Genomic DNA, 20,266 nt, shown 5'->3' with positions numbered 1-20,266 from the left:
CCGCGCGGCATCCGCTCTCAGGCGCACGCGCATCCTCCCCGAGGTGTATTCCTCGTTCAGGAGAGCAGCGCCTCTGCCCGCAGGGTCAGTGCGATCGCGACGAGTGTCGACAGCAGTCCCGAGGCGAGGAGCAGACCCGGATGCGCGAGGCCGATCACGATCTGACGTGTGCGCGGCGCGTCGGCGAGGAAGTGCTCCGGGATGCGGTGGCGCGTGGGCACGGCCGACCAACCGCGCAGTCGCACCAGGTAGCTCGCGTAGCGGATGATCAGCACGCAGTAGAGCAGCACGGTGACCGGAGGGACGATGCGGGCGAAGAGGTCACCGGCGGCGACCCAGGCCGTCTCGATGTCGGTGCCGCTCTCGTCGGCGAGCTGCACCGCGATCGCGCCGCCGATCACGACCGAGCCCAGCCAGAACACGAAGGCGCTGAAGAGCGCGAGGAACCGCGCGAAGAAATGGGTCAGGATCGACGGCTCGTACTCCAAGTGCGACCTCGGCGTCTGCGACAGGACGATGAGCGTCGCCACGAGCGGAGGCAGTGCTGCTGTAAGGGTGAGGGTCGCGCGCAGCCAGTGCGGGCCGCCGAGCAGATCGCAGATGACGAGCAGGGCGACCACGGTGATCATCCACAGCAGGCCGAGGGCCGTGGGGTGGGAGGTCACGAAGGAGGGATGATGCTCCTCGAGGCGGGCGCTGGCGCGTTCGACGAGCCGTCGTCCCCGATCGTTCGTCGTCACGGGTGGATGCTATCGCCGGTGACCGGCCGGTGTGCAGGGAGTAGCCTGGACGCGTGAGTACCGTCCGTCTGCCGATGCCCTCTGGGCGTGAGGGGGTCTCCGGCGCGCTCAGCGCCGGTGGCACAGGCGCGGCATCCTTCGTCCTCCTCGCCGGTTGATCCGGCGCGCGTCGCGTCGACCCATGTCCGCGACGCGCTCTCCCGGTCCCGGGCGCCGACTCCGTCGTTCCGGGATGATCCGCTCACGACCGTCTGCTCGCAGCCCGTTCCGGGCGCCGGCGCGACGGTGGTGCGCGAACGCGTACTCAGACAGGACCCTTTCCATGTTCGCCCTCACCGCGAAAGCCATCCGCTCCTCGTTCATCAACGTCTCGCTCCGCGAGCGCAATTCGCTCGTCGTCCCCGCCGACCTCGGGGACGTCCACTGGTCTACCCGTGACTACTACGGGTGGCGCGACCCCAAGACTCCGCTGCTCGGGTTCATCGTCGCCGAGGTCGACGGCGAGGCCGTCGGCCTGCAGCTGCGTCAGGCAGATCAGGCCACGCGCACCCGCCCGCAATGCTCGTGGTGCTGCGATGTCACCCTCCCCAACGAGGTCGTCTTCTTCGCCGCGAAGCGGGCGGGCAAGGCCGGTCGTGCCGGAAACACCGTCGGGACGCTCCTGTGCTCGGGGTTCGAGTGCTCGCGGAACGTCCGGCGTCTCGACCCGCCGCCCTACCTCGGGTTCGACGCGGCAGCGGCGCGCGATCGCCGCATCGCGACGCTGCAGGCCAACGTCGACGCGTTCTTCCGCGATCTGCGCGACGGCGCCTGAGCCGCCCCGCACCCGGCGTCCGGCTTCTCCTCAGCGAGGCGGGGCCGGGCGCCGGCGGTCTCGCTGATCAGGTCGTCGTCGAGGCGATGTCCGTGAGCAGCGCCTCGGCGGCCAGCGCGTCGAGCGACAGGCCGAGGCTCGCGGCGACGGCGGCGACGGTCGCGAACGACGGGGTCGCCAGCCGGCCGGTCTCGATCTTGCGCAGTGTCTCGGGTGATACGCCGGCGGCTGCGGCGACCTCCGTGATCGACCGGTCTCCCCGCGCTCGCCGGAGCTGGGCGCCCAGGCGACGGCCGCGCTCGACGGCTTCGGGCGTGAGCGCGCGACGAACCATCATGCGCTCATCGTAGCGGTATAGTTTGACCGGTATTTTTATACCGGAGGAGCGCACCATGATCGAGATCTTCACACCGCGCGAGGTCGATCGCGCCCGCGAGACGGGGGCCATCGTCGGCGGCATCCTCCGCGATATCCGCTCGCGGGTGCAGGTGGGTACGAACCTCCTCGAGATCGACGAGTGGACGCGCGAGCTCATCGCTGACAACGGGGCGACGTCGTGTTATGTCGACTACGCGCCGTCGTTCGGGCGGGGCCCCTTCGGGCACTACATCTGCACGGCGGTCAACGACGCCGTGCTGCACGGGATGCCGCACGACTACCGCCTCGCCGACGGGGACCTCCTCACGCTCGACCTCGCCGTCACGAAGGGCGGCCTTGCGGCCGACGCCGCGATCAGCTTCGTCGTCGGGAATCGGCGCCCGGAGGGAGCGGCAGCCCTCATCGACGCGACCGAACGCGCCCTCGCCGCCGGCATCGAGGTCGCACGCGCGGGCAACCGGGTGGGCGATATCTCGCGCGCGATCGGCAATGTGCTCTCCGGTGCCGGATACTCCATCAACACCGAGTTCGGCGGGCACAGCATCGGGTCGGTGATGCACGGCGACCTGCACATCCCCAATACCGGGCGGCCGGGGCGGGGCTACATCCTGCGGCCGGGGCTGCTCATCGCGATCGAGCCGTGGGTCATGGAAGACACGAATGTGCTCGTGACCGACGCGGACGGGTGGACGCTCCGCAGCTCGACCGGATGCCTCACCGCCCACACCGAGCACACGATCGCCATCACCGACGGAGCGGCCGAGATTCTCACCCTGCCGCGGTGATCTCCGTCGGCAGGACGCGGGCGCGGCGGCGGGTGACCCACACCGCTCCGAAGCCGACGGCGACGAAGCCGATCGCGATGACGACGACGTACGCCGCGACCGACCCCCATCCGCCAGGGCCGTTCGGATTCAGGAACGGGTAGGGGTACCAGTACGGCTCGCCCGTCGTGGGGTTCGTGACGAGCGGGCCTCGGACGAGCGTGTAGGCCACCCACAGCAGCGGGAACGCCACCACGACCCATACGACCTGCCAGCGAAGGGCGCGGCGCCGGGCGCCGATCAGCAGGTCGAGCACGAGGAAGATCGGGCCGATCAGGTGCAGCACCTCGTTCGACCACGGCACCGGCTCGGATCCCTGCGGGAGCGTGATCCCGCGCAGGAGTGCGTTGTAGACGACTCCGGTGATGACCATGTACGCCGTGGCGCAGGTGAGCGCGGCGGAGAGCCCGAGCGATGATTCCGGCCCGGCGCGGCCGATCAGTGCGCGGACGCCCGCCGTCGCGAGAACCACTGCTGCGATGACGTTCGAGAGGATCGTGAAGAAGCTGAAGAAGTTCGCGAACACGGTCGCGACGTCGCCGCCGGACTCGGCGGTTCGCGTCAGTGACACGGTCAGCTGGGTGATGACGGCGGCGAGGATGACGACGGCCATCGCCAGCCGCAGGAGCGACCACACCGTCGCCTGCCTCGAGCTCTGCACGTGGGCACACTATCGCTCGACTGCCGTACGTGAACGCATGTGGCGGCGGTCCGGGATGTCGCGTCCGGTCACGGATAGCGTCGCGATGCGGCATCCGCGGGCATGGATCGGCGCGTCGACGCGTTGGGTCCGACGGCGACCGCGGCGAAGGCAGCACGCGGCGCGCGAGAGGACGAACCCGATGACCATCACCACCCCTCCTGTTCTGGGCGGCCCCGACGTCCGCGATAACGCCGCATGGCATTCGCTGACCGGGGCGCACGCGCACCTCGCCATCGGCGACGACCTCGTCCGCCGGTATCCCGACGACGTGGCCGGCTTCGTGGGCGTGCGCACATGGGAGGACCCCGCGGTGTGGGACTCGCTCACGACCGTGGTGGGTTCGGGCAATGAGTTCAGCATCAGTACGCCCGACCGTGCGGACGTTGGCGGTAGTGATGGTGCTGGGCCGGTGCTGCCTGACGGGTGGGTGCGCACGTTCGGTGGCGCGGGAGTGCAGCTCGTCGAGACGGATCGCCTGCAGCCGCGACCGGACGACGAGGCGGTCGAGCTGGGGCAGGCGGATGTCGCCGACATGCTCGCGCTCGTCGAACGCAACCGGCCCGGTCCCTTCCGGCCGCGCACCCACCTGCTCGGCCGGTACATCGGCATCCGGCGCGACGGCCGGCTGATCGCGATGGCCGGGGAGCGGCTGCAGCCGGGCGAATGGACCGAGATCAGCGCCGTCGCGACCGACGAGGCGTACCGGCGGCAGGGGCTCGCGTCGCGGCTGGTGCTAGATGTCGCGTTCCACATCCAGCAGCGGGGTGGCCGAGCGATGATGCACGCCGCGGCGTCGAACGTGAACGCGATCGCCGGTTACGAGAAGCTGGGGTTCGAATTGCGGCAGCGGACGAACTTCACGGGCGTGCGCGTGCCCTGACCGGCGGTTCCCGGTCGGCGATTCCTCCCCAGTCGTGCGCTCTGACGAGTTTCGCTCTTCGTATGTTTGTTCGACGTAAATGTCTGACCCCGCTGCCACAATGGGAACATGTCAGCGAACAGGGGTTGCGGCTCGGACGAGATCGAGGTCTCGCCGCACGGCCCCGCGATCGCGGCTTACGGCGAGGCGCTCGCGCTGGTGCATGACGCGGATGTCGCTTCGGTGCGGGCTCTGGCCGAGCTGGGCCGGTCCGCGTTGCGTGAGGCGCGCCGTGACGGAGTGCGTGGGATGGCCTCGGACATGGAGCTGCGGTCGGTCGCGGCTGAAGCTGCGGGGCTGGCCCGGCGGACCGACAGGCGCCTGCAGGCCGACATCGACCATGCGCTGACGATCGTCGACGATTACCCGACCGTCTTCTCGGCGTGGGAGGAGCGGCGGATCACCCGCGACCACGTCGACGCGGTCGTCAAAGCGGGAACCGGGCTGCCCGATGAGGTGCGGGGCGAGTTCGAGGTCGCGGCGATCGCGGTGTGCGAGCGCGACATCGCCACCCGGGTGAAACCGGCCCTGCGTGCCCTCGCGGAGAAGCTGCACGAGCGCACGTTCACCGACCGGCACCGCGAAGCCGCCGCCGGGCGGTGCGTGCGGGTCGCGCACGGGACGGACGGGATGTCGGATGTCATCGCGACCGTCCCGACCGTGATCGCGGTGGGCATGCTCGACCGGCTCACGCAGATGGGGCAGTTGGTGAAGGACGCCCGGGCGGATGCCGCAGGCGCATGCGAGCCGGCCGATACGCGAACGATGGATCAGCTGCGCGCCGACATCCTCGGTGACCTCGTCCTCGGCGGGGCGCCCGTGGTCGACCCGACGTACGGGACGGACCGGGCCGGTGGGCTCGGGGCGATCCGGGCACGCGTTCAGGTCGCGGTCACGGCGGAAACGTTGATGGGGCGTGACGAGAACCCCGCCGAAGCCGTCGGGGGTGCGCTGATCGATGCGGATACGGCGCGCGAGCTCGCCGGGCAGGTCAGCGAGTGGGACCGGTTGTTCATCGACCCCGTCACCCGCACCCCGGTCGAGATCGACACGTACCGGCCGACCGCGTCGATGAAGAAACTTTTGATGGCGCGGGATCAGCACTGCCGATTCCCGGGATGTCGGCGGGCCGCGATCCGGTGCGAACTCGACCACACGGTCGATTACGCCCTGGGTGGGCACACCCACATCTTCAACCTCGCCCACCTCTGCCAACGACACCACTCGATGAAGCAATTCACGAAGTGGGAAGTCAGGCAGGTCGGCGGCGGGGTCCTGGAATGGACCTCACCCCTCGGCCGGGTCTACCGCGAAGACGTCCCCATACCCGCCGTCTGCTTCACGATAGACACCGCGGACCCGCCACCGGATGCCGCACTCGGCGGACCGCCGCCGGGTGAAGCAGCACCCTTCTGACGCCAGCCGCGCCAGTCGATCGGACCACGCAGCAGCACGCGCGGTGATATCCCCTGACGTGTGCGCGGGCGCTATGCGAGGGTGGAGTGGACGAAGGGGTGCTCCGAGGTGACTGACCGGAATGCTGGCGGGTCGAATGCGGGAGAACGGACGGTCGCTCGGCCTTCATACCGGCGGTGGCTCGCTGCCGCGGTCTTCGTCGGCGTCATCGCGCTCATTCCCGCGAGCATCATCAGCCTCACGGCGCCCAACCAGTCGGGTCCTCTTCGGTTCCTCGCCTACTCAGCCCTGTGGTTCGTGTGCGGGGGAGTGATCGGGGGGACTGCGATTCGAGTGCAACAAGCCGTCGGGTGGTCTCGAGCAACAGCGCCCTTGGTGTCGGTCGTGCTCGTATCCGTGCTCTGCGGCGCGACCACCCTGATCCTCCAACTCTTCGATCCCGGCGGGTATCTCCTCCACGCTGTGCTCGTGATCGCTGCGTTCGCGATGGCGGCCATCGCGTGCGTCACACTCATCGCCGCGTTCATCCCGGTCCGCCTCCGACCGGCGACCGGCGCAGCGTCGCTCTTGGCGACCGCTGCACTTCTCGTGCTCAACATCCTGGGGTAGCAGGGCGCGCGGCGCGCGCCGTCGTCAGCCCTTCGCGCCCGCGAACGCGAGGGTTCCGCCGAGCCCGATCATCATCACGCCTCCCGCGCTTGCGAGCGTCGCCATGCGGCGCGGTGAGGTGGCGAACCACGCGCGGGCCGTTCCCGCCGCGAGCGCCCACAGGCTGTCGCTCACCACGGCGAGCACCTGGAAGATCAGGCCGAGCGCGAGGAGCTGCATCCAGATCGGACCAGCGCCGGGGGCGACGAACTGCGGGAGAGCAGCCACGAAGAACGCGATCGTCTTCGGGTTCGTCACACCGACGACGAACCCCTGAGCAAGCAGGCGCATCGGCGACGTACGCACATTCGAGGGCGTGCGCACGTGCGCGTGACGGTGGCGGATCGCCTGCACCCCGAGCCACACGAGATACGCGGCGCCGACGATCTTGATGACCGTGAAAGCGGCGACCGACGACGCGACGATCGCGCCGACCCCGAACGCCACCGCGAGCAGGGCAGGGACGTTCCCGAGCGCGTTTCCGAGCACGCTCAGCACGCCGGCGCGACGCCCGAGGGCGATCGATCGGCCGATGACGAACAGCACACCGGGGCCTGGGATCACGATGATGACGACAGCCGCGAGGAGGAACGCCAGCAGGTTCTCGAACGGGATCACGAACGAACGCTATCGGCCCGAGGAGTCGCCTGTATTACGCCATGTCTCCGTGCGTGTCGCCGTGTGTGGCGGCGCCGCGACAGCGGCGCCCGCGCCGCTCTACTGTCGGGCGATCCGCAGCATCCGCTGCATCCGCGCCGTTCCGAGGAGATCCGCATGACCGACACCGTCTCGCGCGTCGACCGCAGCGTCGGCGACACTGCGCCGACCGCGCAGCGCGTCGACCTCGGCGACATCCCCGTCGTCCGCACGCGGCACTGGTTCCGGTGGGCGATCGCCGCGATCATCGTGTTCGTCGTCGCACAGTTCCTGTGGTCGCTCGTGACGAACGAGAACTACGAGTGGGGCTACTTCGCGCAGTACTTCTTCTCCGACCCGGTGCTGCAGGGACTCGGCCTCACCCTCGTCTACACGGCAGTGTCGGCGACGATCGGATTCCTGCTCGGGACGGTGCTGGCGCTGGCTCGGCTCGCCAAGTCGCCGCTGCTGAACGCGGCGGCGTGGAGCTTCATCTGGTTCTTCCGCTCGGTCCCCCTCGTCGTACAGTTGGTCGTCTGGTACAACCTCGGCTACCTGTATCCGACGCTCGGGCTGGGCACCCCCTTCACGACCGACTTCTGGATCGTCGAGTTCCCGACGGTGCAGCTCATCAGCGCGTTCGCGGCGGGCGTGCTCGGCCTGAGCCTGCACCAGGCGGCCTACTCCGCCGAGATCATCCGCGGCGGCCTGCTCTCGGTCGACCAGGGCCAGCTCGAGGCGGCCGCGGCCCTCGGCATCCCGCCGCGTCGCCGACTCAGCCGCATCGTGCTGCCGCAGGCCATGCGATCGATCATCCCCAACGCCACGAACGAGGTGATCGGCCTCGTCAAGGGCACGTCGGTGCTGTTCGTGATCGCGATCCCCGAGCTGTTCTACGCGGTGCAGGTGATCTACAACCGCAACAGCCGCGTCATCCCGCTGCTGCTCGTCGCGGTGGTCTGGTACACGATCATCACCACGGTGCTCAGCATCCTTCAGTACTACATCGAGCGTCACTATGCGCGGGGATCCGTACGAGTTCTGCCGCCCACGCCCGTCCAGCGCGCGCGCCGCTGGATCGCGGCGCAATGGGCTCGGCTCGGCGACGACGCGCCGGCACCCCGCCCCCTCGCACCCGGAGGAAAGTCATGACCATCGGTCTCGTCGAGATCCACAACGTCCACAAGAGCTACGCCGGAGTCGAGGTGCTCGGCGGCATCGACCTCACGGTCGAGCCGGGCGAGGTCGTCGCGATCCTCGGCGCGAGCGGCTCGGGCAAGTCGACGCTGCTGCGCACCATCAATCATCTCGAGACGGTCGACCGCGGATCGGTCACGGTCGACGGCGAGTTCATCGGCTACGAGCAGCGGAACGGCAAGCTCTACGAGCTGCGCGAGAAGGCGGTGCTCGAACGCCGCACCCAGATCGGGATCGTCTTCCAGAACTTCAACCTCTTTCCCCACCTCACCGCCCTCGAGAACGTCACCGAAGCGCCCATCGCGCTCGGTCGGCTGTCGAAGGACGACGCCCGCGAGCTCGCGCTCGGGCTGCTCGACCGCGTCGGGCTCGGCGACAAGGCCGGTCACTACCCCCGCCAGCTCTCGGGCGGGCAGCAGCAGCGCGTCGCGATCGCGCGAGCGCTGGCTCTGAAGCCCAAGGTAATCCTGTTCGACGAGCCGACGAGCGCGCTCGACCCCGAACTCGTCGGCGAGGTGCTCGACGTCATCCGCGACCTGGCGCAGCTCGGGACGACGCTCATCATCGTGACCCACGAGATCGGCTTCGCCCGCGAGGTCGCCGACCGCGTCGTCTTCCTCGACGGCGGCCGGATCATCGAGCAGGGCCCGCCCGCCGAGGTGCTCGTCGCGCCGAAGCACCCCCGCGTGCAGGAGTTCCTCGCCAAGGTCCTCGCCTGACATCCCATCCCACCCCTCCACCCGCACCCCACTTTTCGAGAGAGACCCACAGCATGGCCATCAGTAAGAAGCAGGGCATCGCCGCCGGACTCGGCGTCGTCGCGGTCGCGGCGATCGTCGGCGGCATCGTCACCGCCGTGAACCTCAACCGACCCGCCGAAGCCGAGGCCGCGGCGCCCGCACCCACCACGGCCAACGTCGCGACCGACGACATCCACTGGGTGCACCTCGACGAACCCGTCGCCGAGGCCGTCGCGGCCCTCGAGGCGAGCGGCTTCCAGCCCGTCGAGGAGGGCAAGCTGACCGTCGCCCACTCCGCCTACCTGCCCCCGCTCGGCTACATCCCCGAGGGCGAGACCGAGGCCGCCGGAACCGAGCCCAACATCGGATCGCTCATCGCCGAAGCGCTCGGGCTCGAGTACAACCCCGTCGTCGTCGCGTGGGCCGATTGGCCCCTCGGCATCCAGTCGGGCAAATACGACCTCATCACCTCGAACGTCACCGTCACGGAAGAGCGGAAGGAGCTCTACGACTTCGCGAGCTACCGCGAAGACCTCCTCGGCTTCTACGTCCGCGCCGACAGCGACATCGAGAAGATCGAGGGAGCCGCCGACATCTCGGGCCTGAAGATCGTGGTCGGCTCGGGCACAAACCAGGAGCAGGTGCTGCTCGCCTGGAACGAGGAGCTCGAATCTGCCGGCGAGGCTCCCGCCGAACTCCAGTACTACGACGACAACGCCGCCGCCGTCCTCGCGCTGCAGTCCGGCCGCGTCGACGCGACCTTCGGCCCCAACGCAACCTCGGCCTGGTCGGCCCGGGAGACCGGCGACACCAAGCTCGTCGGCCTCGTGCCCGGCGGCTGGCCGCAGACCGCCAACATCGCCGCGGCGACCGCGAAGGGCAACGGCCTGATCGAGCCGGTGTCGATCGCGATCAACGCCCTCATCGAGGGCGGGCAGTACGACGAGGTCCTCGAGACGTGGGGGCTCGAGTCGGAGCGCATCGGGAAGAGCGAGATCAACCCGCCCGGACTCCCCGCGTCATGAACGGCTATGCGTCGTGAACAGGTCGCGGTGAGAGGTAGCGTCGCCTCGTGACATCGACCGCGACAGCGCTCACCATCCGGCTCGTCCGCACCGAGGAATTCGCTCGGGCGGGCGAGCTGACCGCGCGCGCTTACCAGCAGAGCTACGACCGACTCTCGGAGCAGTACCTCGACTCGCTGAGGGACGTCGCCGCCCGCGTGCGGATCGGAGATGTGTGGGTGGCGGTGGATGAGGGCGAGATCCTCGGAACCGTCTGGGTCGCCCGGCCCAACCGTCCGCTCGCCGGCGTCGCGCAGCCCGGCGAGACGGACTTCCGCCAGCTCGCCGTCGCCCCCGAAGCCCGTGGCCGAGGAGTCGGCGAGGCGCTCACCCGGCACGTCATCGAGCTGGCCCGGCAGCGCGGATCGCATCGCGTCGTCATGAACAGCGGGCCCGAGATGACCGCCGCGCACGCGCTGTACGCCAAGCTCGGCTTCACGCGCCTGCCCGAGCGGGAGGGCCGGATCGAGGTCGAGCCGGGCCGTTTCGTCGACCTGCTCGCGTTCGGATACGACCTCGCACCGGAGCCCCGCGCGGCAACCCGCACCACTGCCGGCGTCTCGGCCATGACGTGGCTGTTCGAGCACATCGACTACGACGACCCGCGTGCCGCGGCCCTGCGCGCCGAGATGGACCGTGAGGTCGGTCCGCGCTACGCCGACCGCTTCGACGACGCCGATCCCGAGGCCGCCGCCCGGTCCGCCCGCGCCTTCGCGATCGACCCCGCGACGATCGTCGCGACGGTGCTCGTGACGGATGCCGCGGGCGAGGCCGTGGGCCACGGCGCACTCCGCGTCCTCGAGCACGACGGCATCCGGGATCTCGAGATCAAGCGCGTGTACGTCCACCCCCGTGCCCGCGGTCTCGGCGCGAGCCGGGCGCTGCTCGCCGAGCTCGAGCGCATCGCTCTCGATCGAGGCGCGGAACGCGTCATCCTGCAGACCGGCGACCGCCAGCATGACGCCGTCGAGCTCTACGGACGCCTCGGCTACACGCCCATCCCGATCTACGCGCCGTACACCGAGTACGCGTTCTCCCGCTGCTTCGCCAAGCCCCTCTAGCCTCCGCCCCACCCCGTCCCCGCCGCCGAGCACGCACCGTTTCCGCCGGATTTCCATCCGTTGCGGGCTCGGCGACGAAGAACTATGCACGGTACGAGTGATCTGCCGATCGAGAGGCGACAGCGATGGCGAAATCAACCGCATCCGCGAACCAGGTGAAGAGTCGGCGCTGGGCCTGGGGCCTGTGGAGCGCCCTCGCGGGCATCGTCAGCGCGGCCGCCTTCCTCGCCGTCGCCGAACTGATCGCGCTCCTCGTCGCGCGCGAGAGCAGCCCCATCCTCGCGGTGGGTGCCTTCGTCATCGACATCGTGCCGCAACCCCTCAAGGAGTTCGCGATCGCGACCTTCGGCTCGGCCGACAAGGTCGTCCTGCTCGGCAGTCTCGCGCTCGCCGTCGTGATCGCCGCCGCGGTCGCCGGCATCCTGCAGTTCTTCGTGCGGCCGTTCGGCGTCATCGTGATCGCCCTCGCCGGGGTGATCTCGACCGCTGCCATCATCACCCGCACCGGAGCCAGCCCGCTGGCGTTCGTTCCGCCGGTGATCGGAACGCTGGTCGGGGTATTCGTCCTCGTTCTCCTCATCACGCGCCTCCGGCGCTGGGCGGGCGCTGCGGATGCCGCGGAGGCCGACACCCCGGCCGCGCCGGCCGCTGAGCAGCGCGGCCTCGGCCGTCGATCTTTCCTCGTCGCGACGGGCGGCGTGGGCCTCGCGGCCGTGATCGTTGGCGTCGGAGCCCGCCTGCTCAATGCGACGACGGCCTCGGTCGACGCCCTCCGCCGTGAGTTGCGCATCCCCGAACCCCGGTCGACGGTCACGATCCCCGACGGCGCCGAGCTCGAGGTCGAGGGCATCTCGCCGCTCATCACCCCGAACGCGGACTTCTACCGCGTCGACACGGCGCTCACCGTCCCCTCGGTCGACCCCACCACGTGGCGCCTCGTCATCGACGGCATGGTCGATCAGCGTGTCGAGCTGAGCTTCGACGACCTCGTCGGCATGGGCCTCGACGAGTACGCGGTCACGCTCACCTGCGTCTCGAACGAGGTCGGCGGCGGGCTGGTGGGGAACGCCATCTGGCAGGGCGTCCCGATCCGCGACATCCTGCGCATGGCCGGGCCGCAGTCCGGCGCCGACATGGTGCTCTCGAAGAGCGTCGACGGCTACACGGCATCCACTCCGCTGGAAGCTCTGACCGACGATGCGCGGGACGCGATCTTCGCCGTGAAGATGAACGGCGAGCCGTTGCCGCTCGAGCACGGATTCCCGGTGCGCATGGTCGTGCCCGGGCTCTACGGCTACGTCTCCGCGACGAAGTGGGTGACGGAGCTGAAGGTCACGACGTTCGAGGCCGATGAGGCGTACTGGACCCCGCGTGGGTACGCAGCCGAAGCGCCGATCAAGTTCTCCTCCCGCATCGACACGCCGCGCACGGGTACCCCGGTGGCGGCGGGAACCGTCGCGATCGCGGGAATGGCCTGGGCTCAGACCGTGGGCATCGAGCGTGTCGAGGTGCGCATCGACGACGGCGACTGGCAGGCTGCGACGCTCTCCAACCCGATCAACGCCGACACGTGGGTGCAGTGGATGCTCGAGTGGCAGGCCGAGGCGGGAACCCATTACGTCGAGGTGCGCGCCGTCAACAAGGACGGCGACACGCAGATCGAGGAGCGCGCCCCGATCGCTCCCGACGGCTCGAGTGGCTGGCAGCGCGTCCTGGTGACGGTCTCAGCCTGACCCCCGAGCCCCTGCGGCAACCCCCGTCGACTCGCCACGAACTGCGGATCCTGGACCCGCCGCATCCGCAATTCCTGGCGACTCGACGGGGGTACCGCGTAGCGCGGGGTGCAGCGCAACGGCGAGAGACAGCGCGCTCGCGAGGGCGCAGACGGCGACCGCGGCCTGCAGCGAACCGGCCGTCGCCTGACCACTGGCGGTCAGCAGGATGCCGGTCGTCAGCGCCACGAGGAACGTCGCCGCCAGCCGCTGCGTCAGCTGCAGGAAGGATGCCGCGACGCCGTGCAGTCGCGCCGACGCGAACGACAGCGTGAGCGCGCGGATCGGCGGCTCGACCAGACCGCCGGCGAACCCGAGGCCGACCTGGGCCGCAGCCGCGACGACCAGCAGCGCGCCGTCGTCGACGAGCGGCGCGGCGACCGCGATCAGCGCCAGCAGCAGGAGCTGGATCGTCAGCCCGAGCGACACGGTCGCCGTGCCGATCCTCGCGAACACCCGCTGGCTCAGCAGGGAGGCCACGAGTCTGGCCACCGCTCCCGGGGCGAAGAGCAGGGCGATCGCGAACGGCGTCAGCCCGGGACGCTGCAGGAAGTACAGGGTCACCGCCGAGGCGGAGGCCATGCCGCTGCCGAACCACAGCAGCGCCGAGACGTTGCCCGCGACGAAGCCGCGCGAGCGCACGAGAGCCGGCGCGAACAGCGGCAGCCGTCCCCGCCGGCCGTAGTGACGCTCCCATGCGACGAGCGCCACGATCATCACGCCGGCGGCGGCCGCCACGATGATCCCGGCGACTCCCGAGAGGCCGGGTTCGACGACCGGCAGGGTGGCCGCCACGACGATCGCGCAGAGCAGCACGATGCCGGGCAGGTCGAGGGCGACGCGGCGATCGTCCGACGGACCGAGGCGGACGGGACCGGGCAGTCCGCGAGCCCCGAGCGCGATCGCCGCGAGCACGAACGGCAGCGGCATCAGCAGCACGATGCGCCAGGCCCCGTCCGTCCACCCTCCGTCGGGCCAGGCTCCGTCTGCGCGTGCCGCGGTCGACACGAGGGCCGCCGCCACCGGCCCGAGCAGTCCCGCGAGGGCTCCCGTCGCCGTATAGGCGCCGAGCGCCCGCAAGCGGGCTGCCCCGGTGAAGAGGTCCTGGATCGTGCCCAGCACCTGCGCGCTGATGACACCCGCACCCAGGCCCTGGACGAAGCGGGCCGCCACCAGCAGCCCGATCGACGGAGCCGTCACCGCCACGACCCCGCCGACGAGGAAGATCGCCAGGCCGAGCAGGAACAGCCGCCGCCGCCCGTACACGTCGCCCAGCCGGCCGGAGGGGATGAGTCCCAGGCCGAACGTGAGCGAGAACGACGCGAGCAGCCACTGCACGCCAGCGGTCGATGCGTCGAGGGATGCCGCGACATCCGGCGCCGCGTACGTGATGACGGTCGCGTCGAACAACGTCGCGAAACCGGCCGCCAGGCACGCCCACAGCGCCGCCCGGGGAGTCACGCGGGCACGGCCACCTGGTCGGCGGCGGTCCGCGCCCGATCCGCGGCGGGGTCGAGGTCGGTCCACAGGTTCGTCGGCAGCTCGCGCCGCAGCACCGGCGCGACCTCCGTGGCGAAGCGGTGCAGGATCTGCAGTTGGTGCGAGAACGGCACAGTCGTGGGAAGGCTGATCGACTGCAGGTCGTGCCCCAGCCGGCCGTGGAAGCGCGCGATCTTGTCGATCACCTGCTGCGGCGTGCCGACCAGTGCCGGCCCCTCGGCGACCGCGTGCTCGATGTCGCGGAACGGGGTGTTGTTGCCGGGCACGTTCGTCGCCGCGACGAGCGCGTTGTACACCGGGCCGTAGGCCGCGATGGCCTCCTGGGTCGTGTCCGCGATGAACAGCGCACCCGACCCCGCCCCGACGAACGCGCCGCGGGGATCGTGCCCGTGTCGGGCGAACTCGGCGCGGTAGTGGTCGACGAGCACGCCGTAGTTCTCGAGCGGCTGGATGGCGTTCGCGCTGAACAGCGGATCGCCGTACTGCGCGGCCAGCGCCGCCGAGAACAGGGTGGTGGCCGAGCCGTGCCAGACCCGGGGCGCACCGGCGAACGGGCGGGGGAGGGTCGTGACGCCCGTCAGCGATCGTGTGTAGGGCGAGCCCGGCCACGACACGTCCTCATGGCGCCAGAGCGTGCGCAGCAGCGCGTACTTGTCGGCCAGCAGCTCCCACTGGTCGTCGATGTCGAGGCCGAACAACGGGAACTGCGCGACCTCGTTGCCCTTCCCGATCGTGATGTCGAGGCGGCCGCGGGAGAGCTGGTCGATCGTCGCGTAGTCCTCGGCGACCCGCACGGGATCGAGGACCGACAGCACGGTGACGCCCGAGTTGAGGCGGATGCGGCTGGTGCGCGCCGCGATCGCCGCGAGCAGCACGGTCGGCGACGACGAGATGAAGTGGCCCGCGTGGCGTTCGCCCACGGCGACGGCATCCAGCCCCCACTCCTCGGCCCGGACCGCCTGCTCGACGGTCTCGGCGAACCGGTCGGCCGGTGACACTTGGTGGCCGGTGACGGGATCGGGGCGGTAGGGCACGATGTCGAGCAGCTGGAACCTCATCGTGACACCTCCGTGTCGGCGCTGACGCGGGCGAGCGGAGTCTTCTCGCCCGCCTCGATGCCGATAGGCAGCCGGTTCTCCGCCGGGGGCAGGGGACACGTCGCGTGGTCGGTGTAGGCGCACGGCAGGTTCACGGCGCGGTTGAAGTCGATGACCGTCCAGCCGTCGTCGTCGGGCGCCGCGACCGAGACCGACCGGTTCGCGGCGTACGTCGTGAGTCCGCTCGTCGCGTCGGTGAAGAGGACGAGCAGGCTTCCCGGCCCGGCGTGGCCCGGGAGGGCGGTCAGCGAGAACGTCTCACCGCGCCACGAGAACTCCAGCACTCCCGGAGCGTCGTACACGTGGGTGAGGCCGTCGACGGCCGCGCCGACCTCGGTCGGACGGGGCTCGTCGAACGCCCGGAACCGCGCCGCGACCCGCCAGCGCGGATTGGGAACGTACGTGGGCGTGCCGGTGTACGACGCCAGGAAGGAATGATCGTCGCGTCGCGGGCGCACGATCGTGTGACCGCCCCGCTGCGCGAGCTCGATCACCCCGGTGACATCGCCGTCCGCGAAGCCGAGGTTCACACCGCCGCGCTCGGGGATCTCGCCGAAGGCGTGCTCGCCGCGCAGCGTCTCGCCGTCGAGGTCGAGCGTCTCGCCGTCGGCCAGGCTCACGACCGGCCCGTCGGGCCCGAGCGTCCATGTGCCGGGTGCGTCGGGCAGCGTGACGGCGATGTCGCCGAGCCAGTGCAGCCCCGTCACCGCGAGGAAGCCGTGCGGGTCGGCCCGCCGCGCCTCGTGCTCGCGGTGCCACGTCTCCCAGTCGCGACCGAAGGCCGCGCGGTCGATGGTGCCCCCGGGGATACTGTCGTCGATCGTCGTGCTCATGTGTTCTCCTGATCGTGGAAGGTGCGCACGACGTGGTCGAGCGCGTGGACGGTGAGGTCGAGCGAGGCCAGGTCGATGCGCTCGTTGTGGCCGTGGAACAGCCGGCGGAAGGTGCCGTAGTCCCAGCGTTCGCTGAGCACGCCGAACCCGTAGGCGGGGATGCCGCGCCGCCGGTAGAACCGGCCGTCGGTGCCGCCGATGCCGAGCATCGGAAGCAGCTCCGCGCCGGGGTAGGCCCGGCGCACGGCGCTTCCGAGCGCGGCGAACAGCGGCGTGTCCGTCGGCGAGATCGTCGACTCGCCGAACCAGTCGCCCTCGATCTCGATGTGCTCGAGCAGATCGCCGAGCGCCTCGCGCAGGTAGCCGTGGACGTCGTCGCGCGTCACGCCCGGCAGGATCCGGATGTCGAGCTGCACGGTCGCCTCGCCGGGGATGACGTTGGCCTTCTCGCCCGCGCGCACCACGTTGGGCGAGATGGTCGTGTGCGTCGATGCGTGCGCGAAGCCGTTGAGGTCTCCGAGCGCGTCGACGCCCTCGAAGAACCGGGCAGGATCGGTGACCGCCGCACTCACGTCGGGGTCGAGCTCGAGGGCCTCCGCGTAGGCGCGCCACTGCGGCGTGATGACCGTGGGGCCGCGGAATTGCGCGAGCCGCGTCACCGCCTCGGCTGCGATCACGCCGGCGTTGCGGGTCCCCCACGGCGCGGAGCCGTGGCCCGGCACGCCCCGCACCCGCAGCAGGCGGCCGGCTCCGCCCTTCTCTCCCACCATGACTCCGAGCGACGGCGTGGAGCCGGCGTGCGCGCCGCCCGACTCGGTCAGGACGTAGTCGGCGTCGATGAGGTCGAGTCGGTGCTCGGTGAGCCAACCGACACCGAACCTGCTGCCGCTCTCCTCGTCCGCGACGGCCGCGAACACGAGGTCGCCGCGCGGACGGAAGCCGCTCGTCGCGATCGCCCGGGTGACGACGGCGTAGGCCGCGGTGAGGTTGAGCATGTCGATCGCTCCGCGTCCCCACAGCACACCGTCGACGATCTCGGCGCCGAACGGATCGCGCTCCCAGCCGGCCGGCTCGACGGGCACGACATCCGTGTGGCCGACGAGCGCGAGCGACGGAGCGCCGCGGTCGGTGCCCTCGATCCGGACGATCAGCGACTGACGTCCCGGATGCGGTTCCACGACGACGCCTTCGACGCCCGAGCCGGCAAAGAACTCCTGCAGCGTGCGCACCTGGCGCCACTCCTGCCCCGAGTCGGGGGTGCCGTCGTTGACCGCGGCGTTTCGGATCAGCTGCTGCAGCAGCTCGGTCGTCTGCTCGGCGAGCCCCGGAATGCCGCTCATGCGACGGCCTCTCGTGCGCGTCCGGGGATGGCGTTGATCAGGCGGCGCGTGTACTCCTCGCGCGGGTACGTCAGCACCGTGGCGGTCGCCCCCTTCTCGACGATGCGCCCCTTCTGCATCACCGCGACACGGTCCGAGATCTCGCGTACGACGGCGAGGTCGTGGCTGATGAAGAGGTACGACACCCCCAGCTGCTGCTGCAGCTCGACGAGCAGATCGAGGATCTGCGCCTGCACCGAGACGTCGAGGGCCGAGACCGCCTCGTCGAGGACGACGAGGTCGGGATCCGTCGCGAGAGCGCGGGCGATCGCGACGCGCTGGCGCTGCCCGCCCGAAAGCTCAGCGGGTCGGCGCCGCGCGGTGTCGGCGGGCAGTGCAACCCGATCGAGCAGCTCCCGGACGCGGGCTGCGCGTCGTGTCCGGTCACCGATGCCGAACGCGCGCAGCGGCTCGTCGATGACGTCCGCGATCGTGAACCGCGGGTCGAGCGAGGCGTACGGGCTTTGGTACACGAGCTGGAACCGACGGCGGAGCGACCGCAGCTGCTCGCGGCCGGCGCTCACGAGATCGACCCCGTCGAAGCGGATGCCGCCGGCCGTGGGCTGCTCGAGCCGCAGCGCGAGCCGCGCCGTCGTGCTCTTGCCCGACCCCGATTCGCCCACGACCGCGAGGGTCTCGCCCCGTCCGACCGTGAACGACACGTCGTCGACCGCGACGAGGCGGCGACGTCCGGGAAGCGCGAACTCCTTGCGCAGCCCAGTGACCTCGAGGAGAGGGGCGGGCTGCACATCCGCTTCAGGCTGCACATCCGCTGCGGGCTGCACATCCGCGGTTCGCAGACCGGTCGCGCGCAGTCCCGGCGCCGCCGCGATGAGCGCGCGCGTATAGGGATGCTGCGGGTCGCCGAGCACGGCGCTCGCCGGTCCCTGCTCGACGATGCGCCCGTGCTGCATCACGATGATGCGGTCGGCCCGGTCGGCGGCGACTCCGAGGTCGTGCGTGATGAGCAGCACCGCGGTGCCGAGGGTGTCGGCGAGCGTGTCGATGTGGTCGAGGATCTGCTTCTGCACCGTGACGTCGAGGGCGCTCGTCGGCTCGTCGGCGATCACGAGCTGCGGCTCGGCCGCGAGCGCTGCGGCGATGAGTGCGCGCTGCCGCATCCCGCCCGAGAACTGGTGCGGGAACTGGTGCGCCCGGGCCTCGGGCGCGGGGATGCCGGCGAGCCCGAGCAGCTGCACCGCCTGCCGGTCGGCCGCGCGGCGCGAGGCGAGTCCGTGGATCACGAGCGGTTCGCCGACCTGGCGACCCACGCGCTTCACCGGGTTCAGGCTCGTTCCCGGGTCCTGCGGGATCAGACCGATCTTGCGACCGCGCACCTCGCGCCAGGCCCGGGACGACAGCCCGGTGAGGTCTTCGCCGTCGAACCGGATGGCACCGGCGTCGACGCGGGCATTGCGTGCGAGCAGGTGGATGACGGCATGCGCGGTCGTGCTCTTTCCCGAACCCGACTCGCCGACGATGGCGACGACCTCTCCGCGGTCGACCGAGAACGAGACATCCGTCACGGCCGTGCGTGTCTCGCTGTCGACCGTGTACGACACCGTCAGGCCGTCGACCTCGAGCAGGGGGGTGTGCAGGGCCGTCATCGGCTTCCTCCGTTGCGTTCGAGGGCGCGCGAGATGCGGTTGGCCGAGAGCACGACGGCGACGATCACGAGCCCCGGGAGCGTCGTCAGCCACCAGGCCACGGCGAGGTAGTCACGGCCGCCCGACACGAGCGATCCCCACTCGGGCGTCGGCGGCGGTGCGCCGAACCCGAGGAACGACAGCGACGAGATCGCGAGCACCATGACGCCGAACTCCAGCGCCGCGAGGGCGACGACCGGCCCCGATGCGTTCGGCAGGACGTGACGGGCGAGGATCGTGTACCACCGCACGCCCGAGACCCGGGCCGCCTCGACGTAGACGGCCGTCGCGACCTGCAGCACCTCCGCGCGCATCACGCGCGAGAACGACGCGACGCTCGCGAGTCCGACCGCGATCGCGACGTTGATCGTCCCGAAGCCCAGCGCCGTGATGAGGGCGAGCGAGAGCAGCAGGCTCGGGATCGCAAGGAGCACGTCCATGAAGCGCATGATCGCGTCGTCGACGAATCCGCGCAGGAAGCCCGCGAGCAGCCCGAACACCGATCCCACCGTGAGCCCCACGACGACGGCGACGCTCGTCGCGGCGAGCGACGTGGCCGACCCGTGCACGACCCGGGCGAACAGGTCGCGGCCGAGGTTGTCGGTGCCGAACAGGTGCTCCGGCGATGGCGGCTGCAGCCGGTCGCGCGCCACCCCCTCGATCGGGTCCCACGACGTGAACCAGGTCGGCGCCACCGCCCACAGCACGACCAGGGCGAGCACCGCGACGGCGAGCACGAGCGTCGGCTGGCGCAGGAACGATCGGATGCCGCGCGCAGCACGTGCCCGATCCGCTCCGGTGCGGGGCGGTCGGTGGCTGCCGCTCGGCCCCGTGCCGGTGGGGTCGGCGGGGTCGGCGGGACGGGCGGGTGCGTCGAGGATGATGGCCATGGTTCCTCC

Annotated in this window: 20 protein-coding genes; 10 read left to right on the top strand and 10 right to left on the bottom strand. The window is 70.7% G+C overall.

Annotated elements, in window-relative coordinates; all coding sequences use genetic code 11:
• Positions 1 to 56 precede the first annotated feature (56 nt).
• The gene (locus ACLBWJ_RS08725; RefSeq protein ID WP_447660141.1) at positions 57 to 740 is read right to left on the bottom strand and encodes a hypothetical protein; all 684 of its coding nucleotides are present in this window, start codon (positions 738 to 740) and stop codon (positions 57 to 59) included.
• 322 nt (positions 741 to 1,062) lie between these two features.
• Here ACLBWJ_RS08725 and ACLBWJ_RS08720 point away from each other — a divergent pair, with 322 nt between their 5' ends.
• The gene (locus ACLBWJ_RS08720) at positions 1,063 to 1,554 is read left to right on the top strand and encodes an FBP domain-containing protein (protein ID WP_447660140.1); all 492 of its coding nucleotides are present in this window, start codon (positions 1,063 to 1,065) and stop codon (positions 1,552 to 1,554) included.
• Between the two features lie 67 nt (positions 1,555 to 1,621).
• On the opposite strand, the gene ACLBWJ_RS08715 is transcribed toward ACLBWJ_RS08720, so the two are convergent.
• A complete protein-coding gene (locus ACLBWJ_RS08715; protein ID WP_094261289.1) occupies positions 1,622 to 1,888 on the bottom strand; it encodes a helix-turn-helix transcriptional regulator in 267 nt (88 codons plus the stop codon).
• 58 nt (positions 1,889 to 1,946) lie between these two features.
• On the opposite strand from ACLBWJ_RS08715, the gene map reads away from it, so the two are divergent.
• Positions 1,947 to 2,717: a type I methionyl aminopeptidase gene (map, locus tag ACLBWJ_RS08710; RefSeq protein ID WP_323986959.1), complete on the top strand. Its 771-nt coding sequence runs from the start codon at positions 1,947 to 1,949 to the stop codon at positions 2,715 to 2,717.
• Here map and ACLBWJ_RS08705 read toward each other — a convergent pair.
• Positions 2,701 to 3,417 carry a Pr6Pr family membrane protein gene (locus ACLBWJ_RS08705; RefSeq protein WP_447660139.1) on the bottom strand — a complete coding sequence of 239 codons (717 nt, stop codon included), beginning with the start codon at positions 3,415 to 3,417 and terminating at the stop codon, positions 2,701 to 2,703. The two genes, map and ACLBWJ_RS08705, sit on opposite strands and share 17 nt — an antisense overlap.
• A gap of 181 nt (positions 3,418 to 3,598) precedes the next feature.
• Here ACLBWJ_RS08705 and ACLBWJ_RS08700 point away from each other — a divergent pair, with 181 nt between their 5' ends.
• From ACLBWJ_RS08700 to ACLBWJ_RS08690, 3 genes are all read left to right on the top strand, one after another.
• Positions 3,599 to 4,339, top strand: coding sequence for a GNAT family N-acetyltransferase (locus tag ACLBWJ_RS08700; protein WP_274179040.1), 741 nt, complete (start codon positions 3,599 to 3,601; stop codon positions 4,337 to 4,339).
• A gap of 108 nt (positions 4,340 to 4,447) precedes the next feature.
• Positions 4,448 to 5,794: an HNH endonuclease gene (locus ACLBWJ_RS08695; protein ID WP_447660138.1), complete on the top strand. Its 1,347-nt coding sequence runs from the start codon at positions 4,448 to 4,450 to the stop codon at positions 5,792 to 5,794.
• Between the two features lie 372 nt (positions 5,795 to 6,166).
• On the top strand, positions 6,167 to 6,403 hold the full coding sequence (locus tag ACLBWJ_RS08690) for a hypothetical protein (protein WP_447660137.1): 237 nt from the start codon (positions 6,167 to 6,169) through the stop codon (positions 6,401 to 6,403).
• A 24-nt stretch (positions 6,404 to 6,427) separates the two neighbouring features.
• Here the strand turns inward: ACLBWJ_RS08690 and ACLBWJ_RS08685 are convergent, their stop codons facing one another.
• Positions 6,428 to 7,060: a LysE family translocator gene (locus tag ACLBWJ_RS08685; RefSeq protein WP_354451661.1), complete on the bottom strand. Its 633-nt coding sequence runs from the start codon at positions 7,058 to 7,060 to the stop codon at positions 6,428 to 6,430.
• A 156-nt stretch (positions 7,061 to 7,216) separates the two neighbouring features.
• Here ACLBWJ_RS08685 and ACLBWJ_RS08680 point away from each other — a divergent pair, with 156 nt between their 5' ends.
• The 5 genes from ACLBWJ_RS08680 (at position 7,217) to ACLBWJ_RS08660 (ending at position 12,873) form a co-directional block, all read left to right on the top strand.
• Positions 7,217 to 8,230, top strand: coding sequence for an amino acid ABC transporter permease (locus ACLBWJ_RS08680; protein WP_447660136.1), 1,014 nt, complete (start codon positions 7,217 to 7,219; stop codon positions 8,228 to 8,230).
• Positions 8,227 to 8,994 carry an amino acid ABC transporter ATP-binding protein gene (locus ACLBWJ_RS08675; protein WP_323986965.1) on the top strand — a complete coding sequence of 256 codons (768 nt, stop codon included), beginning with the start codon at positions 8,227 to 8,229 and terminating at the stop codon, positions 8,992 to 8,994. The genes ACLBWJ_RS08680 and ACLBWJ_RS08675 overlap by 4 nt, the downstream gene beginning before the upstream one ends.
• 53 nt (positions 8,995 to 9,047) lie before the next feature.
• Positions 9,048 to 10,040: an ABC transporter substrate-binding protein gene (locus ACLBWJ_RS08670; protein ID WP_447660135.1), complete on the top strand. Its 993-nt coding sequence runs from the start codon at positions 9,048 to 9,050 to the stop codon at positions 10,038 to 10,040.
• A 47-nt stretch (positions 10,041 to 10,087) separates the two neighbouring features.
• Complete coding sequence (locus ACLBWJ_RS08665) at positions 10,088 to 11,140, top strand: GNAT family N-acetyltransferase (RefSeq protein ID WP_323986967.1); 1,053 nt, start codon at positions 10,088 to 10,090, stop codon at positions 11,138 to 11,140.
• Between the two features lie 125 nt (positions 11,141 to 11,265).
• A complete protein-coding gene (locus ACLBWJ_RS08660) occupies positions 11,266 to 12,873 on the top strand; it encodes a molybdopterin-dependent oxidoreductase (protein WP_447660134.1) in 1,608 nt (535 codons plus the stop codon).
• On the opposite strand, the gene ACLBWJ_RS08655 is transcribed toward ACLBWJ_RS08660, so the two are convergent.
• From ACLBWJ_RS08655 to ACLBWJ_RS08630, 6 genes are read right to left on the bottom strand one after another with little or no spacing between them, the layout of a single operon-like run.
• Positions 12,865 to 14,373, bottom strand: a complete 1,509-nt coding sequence (locus ACLBWJ_RS08655) for an MFS transporter (RefSeq protein WP_447660133.1) — start codon at positions 14,371 to 14,373, stop codon at positions 12,865 to 12,867. The genes ACLBWJ_RS08660 and ACLBWJ_RS08655 overlap by 9 nt on opposite strands.
• Complete coding sequence (locus tag ACLBWJ_RS08650; RefSeq protein WP_447660132.1) at positions 14,370 to 15,470, bottom strand: LLM class flavin-dependent oxidoreductase; 1,101 nt, start codon at positions 15,468 to 15,470, stop codon at positions 14,370 to 14,372. The genes ACLBWJ_RS08655 and ACLBWJ_RS08650 overlap by 4 nt, the downstream gene beginning before the upstream one ends.
• On the bottom strand, positions 15,467 to 16,342 hold the full coding sequence (locus ACLBWJ_RS08645) for a DUF1684 domain-containing protein (RefSeq protein ID WP_447660131.1): 876 nt from the start codon (positions 16,340 to 16,342) through the stop codon (positions 15,467 to 15,469). Before ACLBWJ_RS08645 ends, ACLBWJ_RS08650 begins: the two co-directional genes overlap by 4 nt.
• Positions 16,339 to 17,682 carry a M20/M25/M40 family metallo-hydrolase gene (locus ACLBWJ_RS08640; protein WP_447660130.1) on the bottom strand — a complete coding sequence of 448 codons (1,344 nt, stop codon included), beginning with the start codon at positions 17,680 to 17,682 and terminating at the stop codon, positions 16,339 to 16,341. Before ACLBWJ_RS08640 ends, ACLBWJ_RS08645 begins: the two co-directional genes overlap by 4 nt.
• Entirely contained in the window at positions 17,679 to 19,328 is a 1,650-nt protein-coding gene (locus ACLBWJ_RS08635) for a dipeptide ABC transporter ATP-binding protein (RefSeq protein WP_447660129.1), read from the bottom strand. Before ACLBWJ_RS08635 ends, ACLBWJ_RS08640 begins: the two co-directional genes overlap by 4 nt.
• Entirely contained in the window at positions 19,325 to 20,257 is a 933-nt protein-coding gene (locus ACLBWJ_RS08630) for an ABC transporter permease (protein ID WP_447660128.1), read from the bottom strand. Before ACLBWJ_RS08630 ends, ACLBWJ_RS08635 begins: the two co-directional genes overlap by 4 nt.
• Positions 20,258 to 20,266 lie beyond the last annotated feature (9 nt).

The organism is Microbacterium sp. M4A5_1d (assembly GCF_053345465.1).
This window is presented reverse-complemented; position numbering and strand designations above follow the sequence as displayed.

Coding starts and splice junctions, on each gene's coding strand:
- ACLBWJ_RS08695 (WP_447660138.1), top strand. CDS start 4,448: ATGTCAGCGAACAGGGGTTGCGGCTCGGACGAGATCGAGGTCTCGCCG.
- ACLBWJ_RS08720 (WP_447660140.1), top strand. CDS start 1,063: ATGTTCGCCCTCACCGCGAAAGCCATCCGCTCCTCGTTCATCAACGTC.
- ACLBWJ_RS08645 (WP_447660131.1), bottom strand. CDS start 16,342: ATGAGCACGACGATCGACGACAGTATCCCCGGGGGCACCATCGACCGC.
- ACLBWJ_RS08700 (WP_274179040.1), top strand. CDS start 3,599: ATGACCATCACCACCCCTCCTGTTCTGGGCGGCCCCGACGTCCGCGAT.
- ACLBWJ_RS08650 (WP_447660132.1), bottom strand. CDS start 15,470: ATGAGGTTCCAGCTGCTCGACATCGTGCCCTACCGCCCCGATCCCGTC.
- map (WP_323986959.1), top strand. CDS start 1,947: ATGATCGAGATCTTCACACCGCGCGAGGTCGATCGCGCCCGCGAGACG.
- ACLBWJ_RS08670 (WP_447660135.1), top strand. CDS start 9,048: ATGGCCATCAGTAAGAAGCAGGGCATCGCCGCCGGACTCGGCGTCGTC.
- ACLBWJ_RS08715 (WP_094261289.1), bottom strand. CDS start 1,888: ATGGTTCGTCGCGCGCTCACGCCCGAAGCCGTCGAGCGCGGCCGTCGC.
- ACLBWJ_RS08640 (WP_447660130.1), bottom strand. CDS start 17,682: ATGAGCGGCATTCCGGGGCTCGCCGAGCAGACGACCGAGCTGCTGCAG.
- ACLBWJ_RS08630 (WP_447660128.1), bottom strand. CDS start 20,257: ATGGCCATCATCCTCGACGCACCCGCCCGTCCCGCCGACCCCGCCGAC.
- ACLBWJ_RS08675 (WP_323986965.1), top strand. CDS start 8,227: ATGACCATCGGTCTCGTCGAGATCCACAACGTCCACAAGAGCTACGCC.
- ACLBWJ_RS08660 (WP_447660134.1), top strand. CDS start 11,266: ATGGCGAAATCAACCGCATCCGCGAACCAGGTGAAGAGTCGGCGCTGG.
- ACLBWJ_RS08635 (WP_447660129.1), bottom strand. CDS start 19,328: ATGACGGCCCTGCACACCCCCCTGCTCGAGGTCGACGGCCTGACGGTG.
- ACLBWJ_RS08680 (WP_447660136.1), top strand. CDS start 7,217: ATGACCGACACCGTCTCGCGCGTCGACCGCAGCGTCGGCGACACTGCG.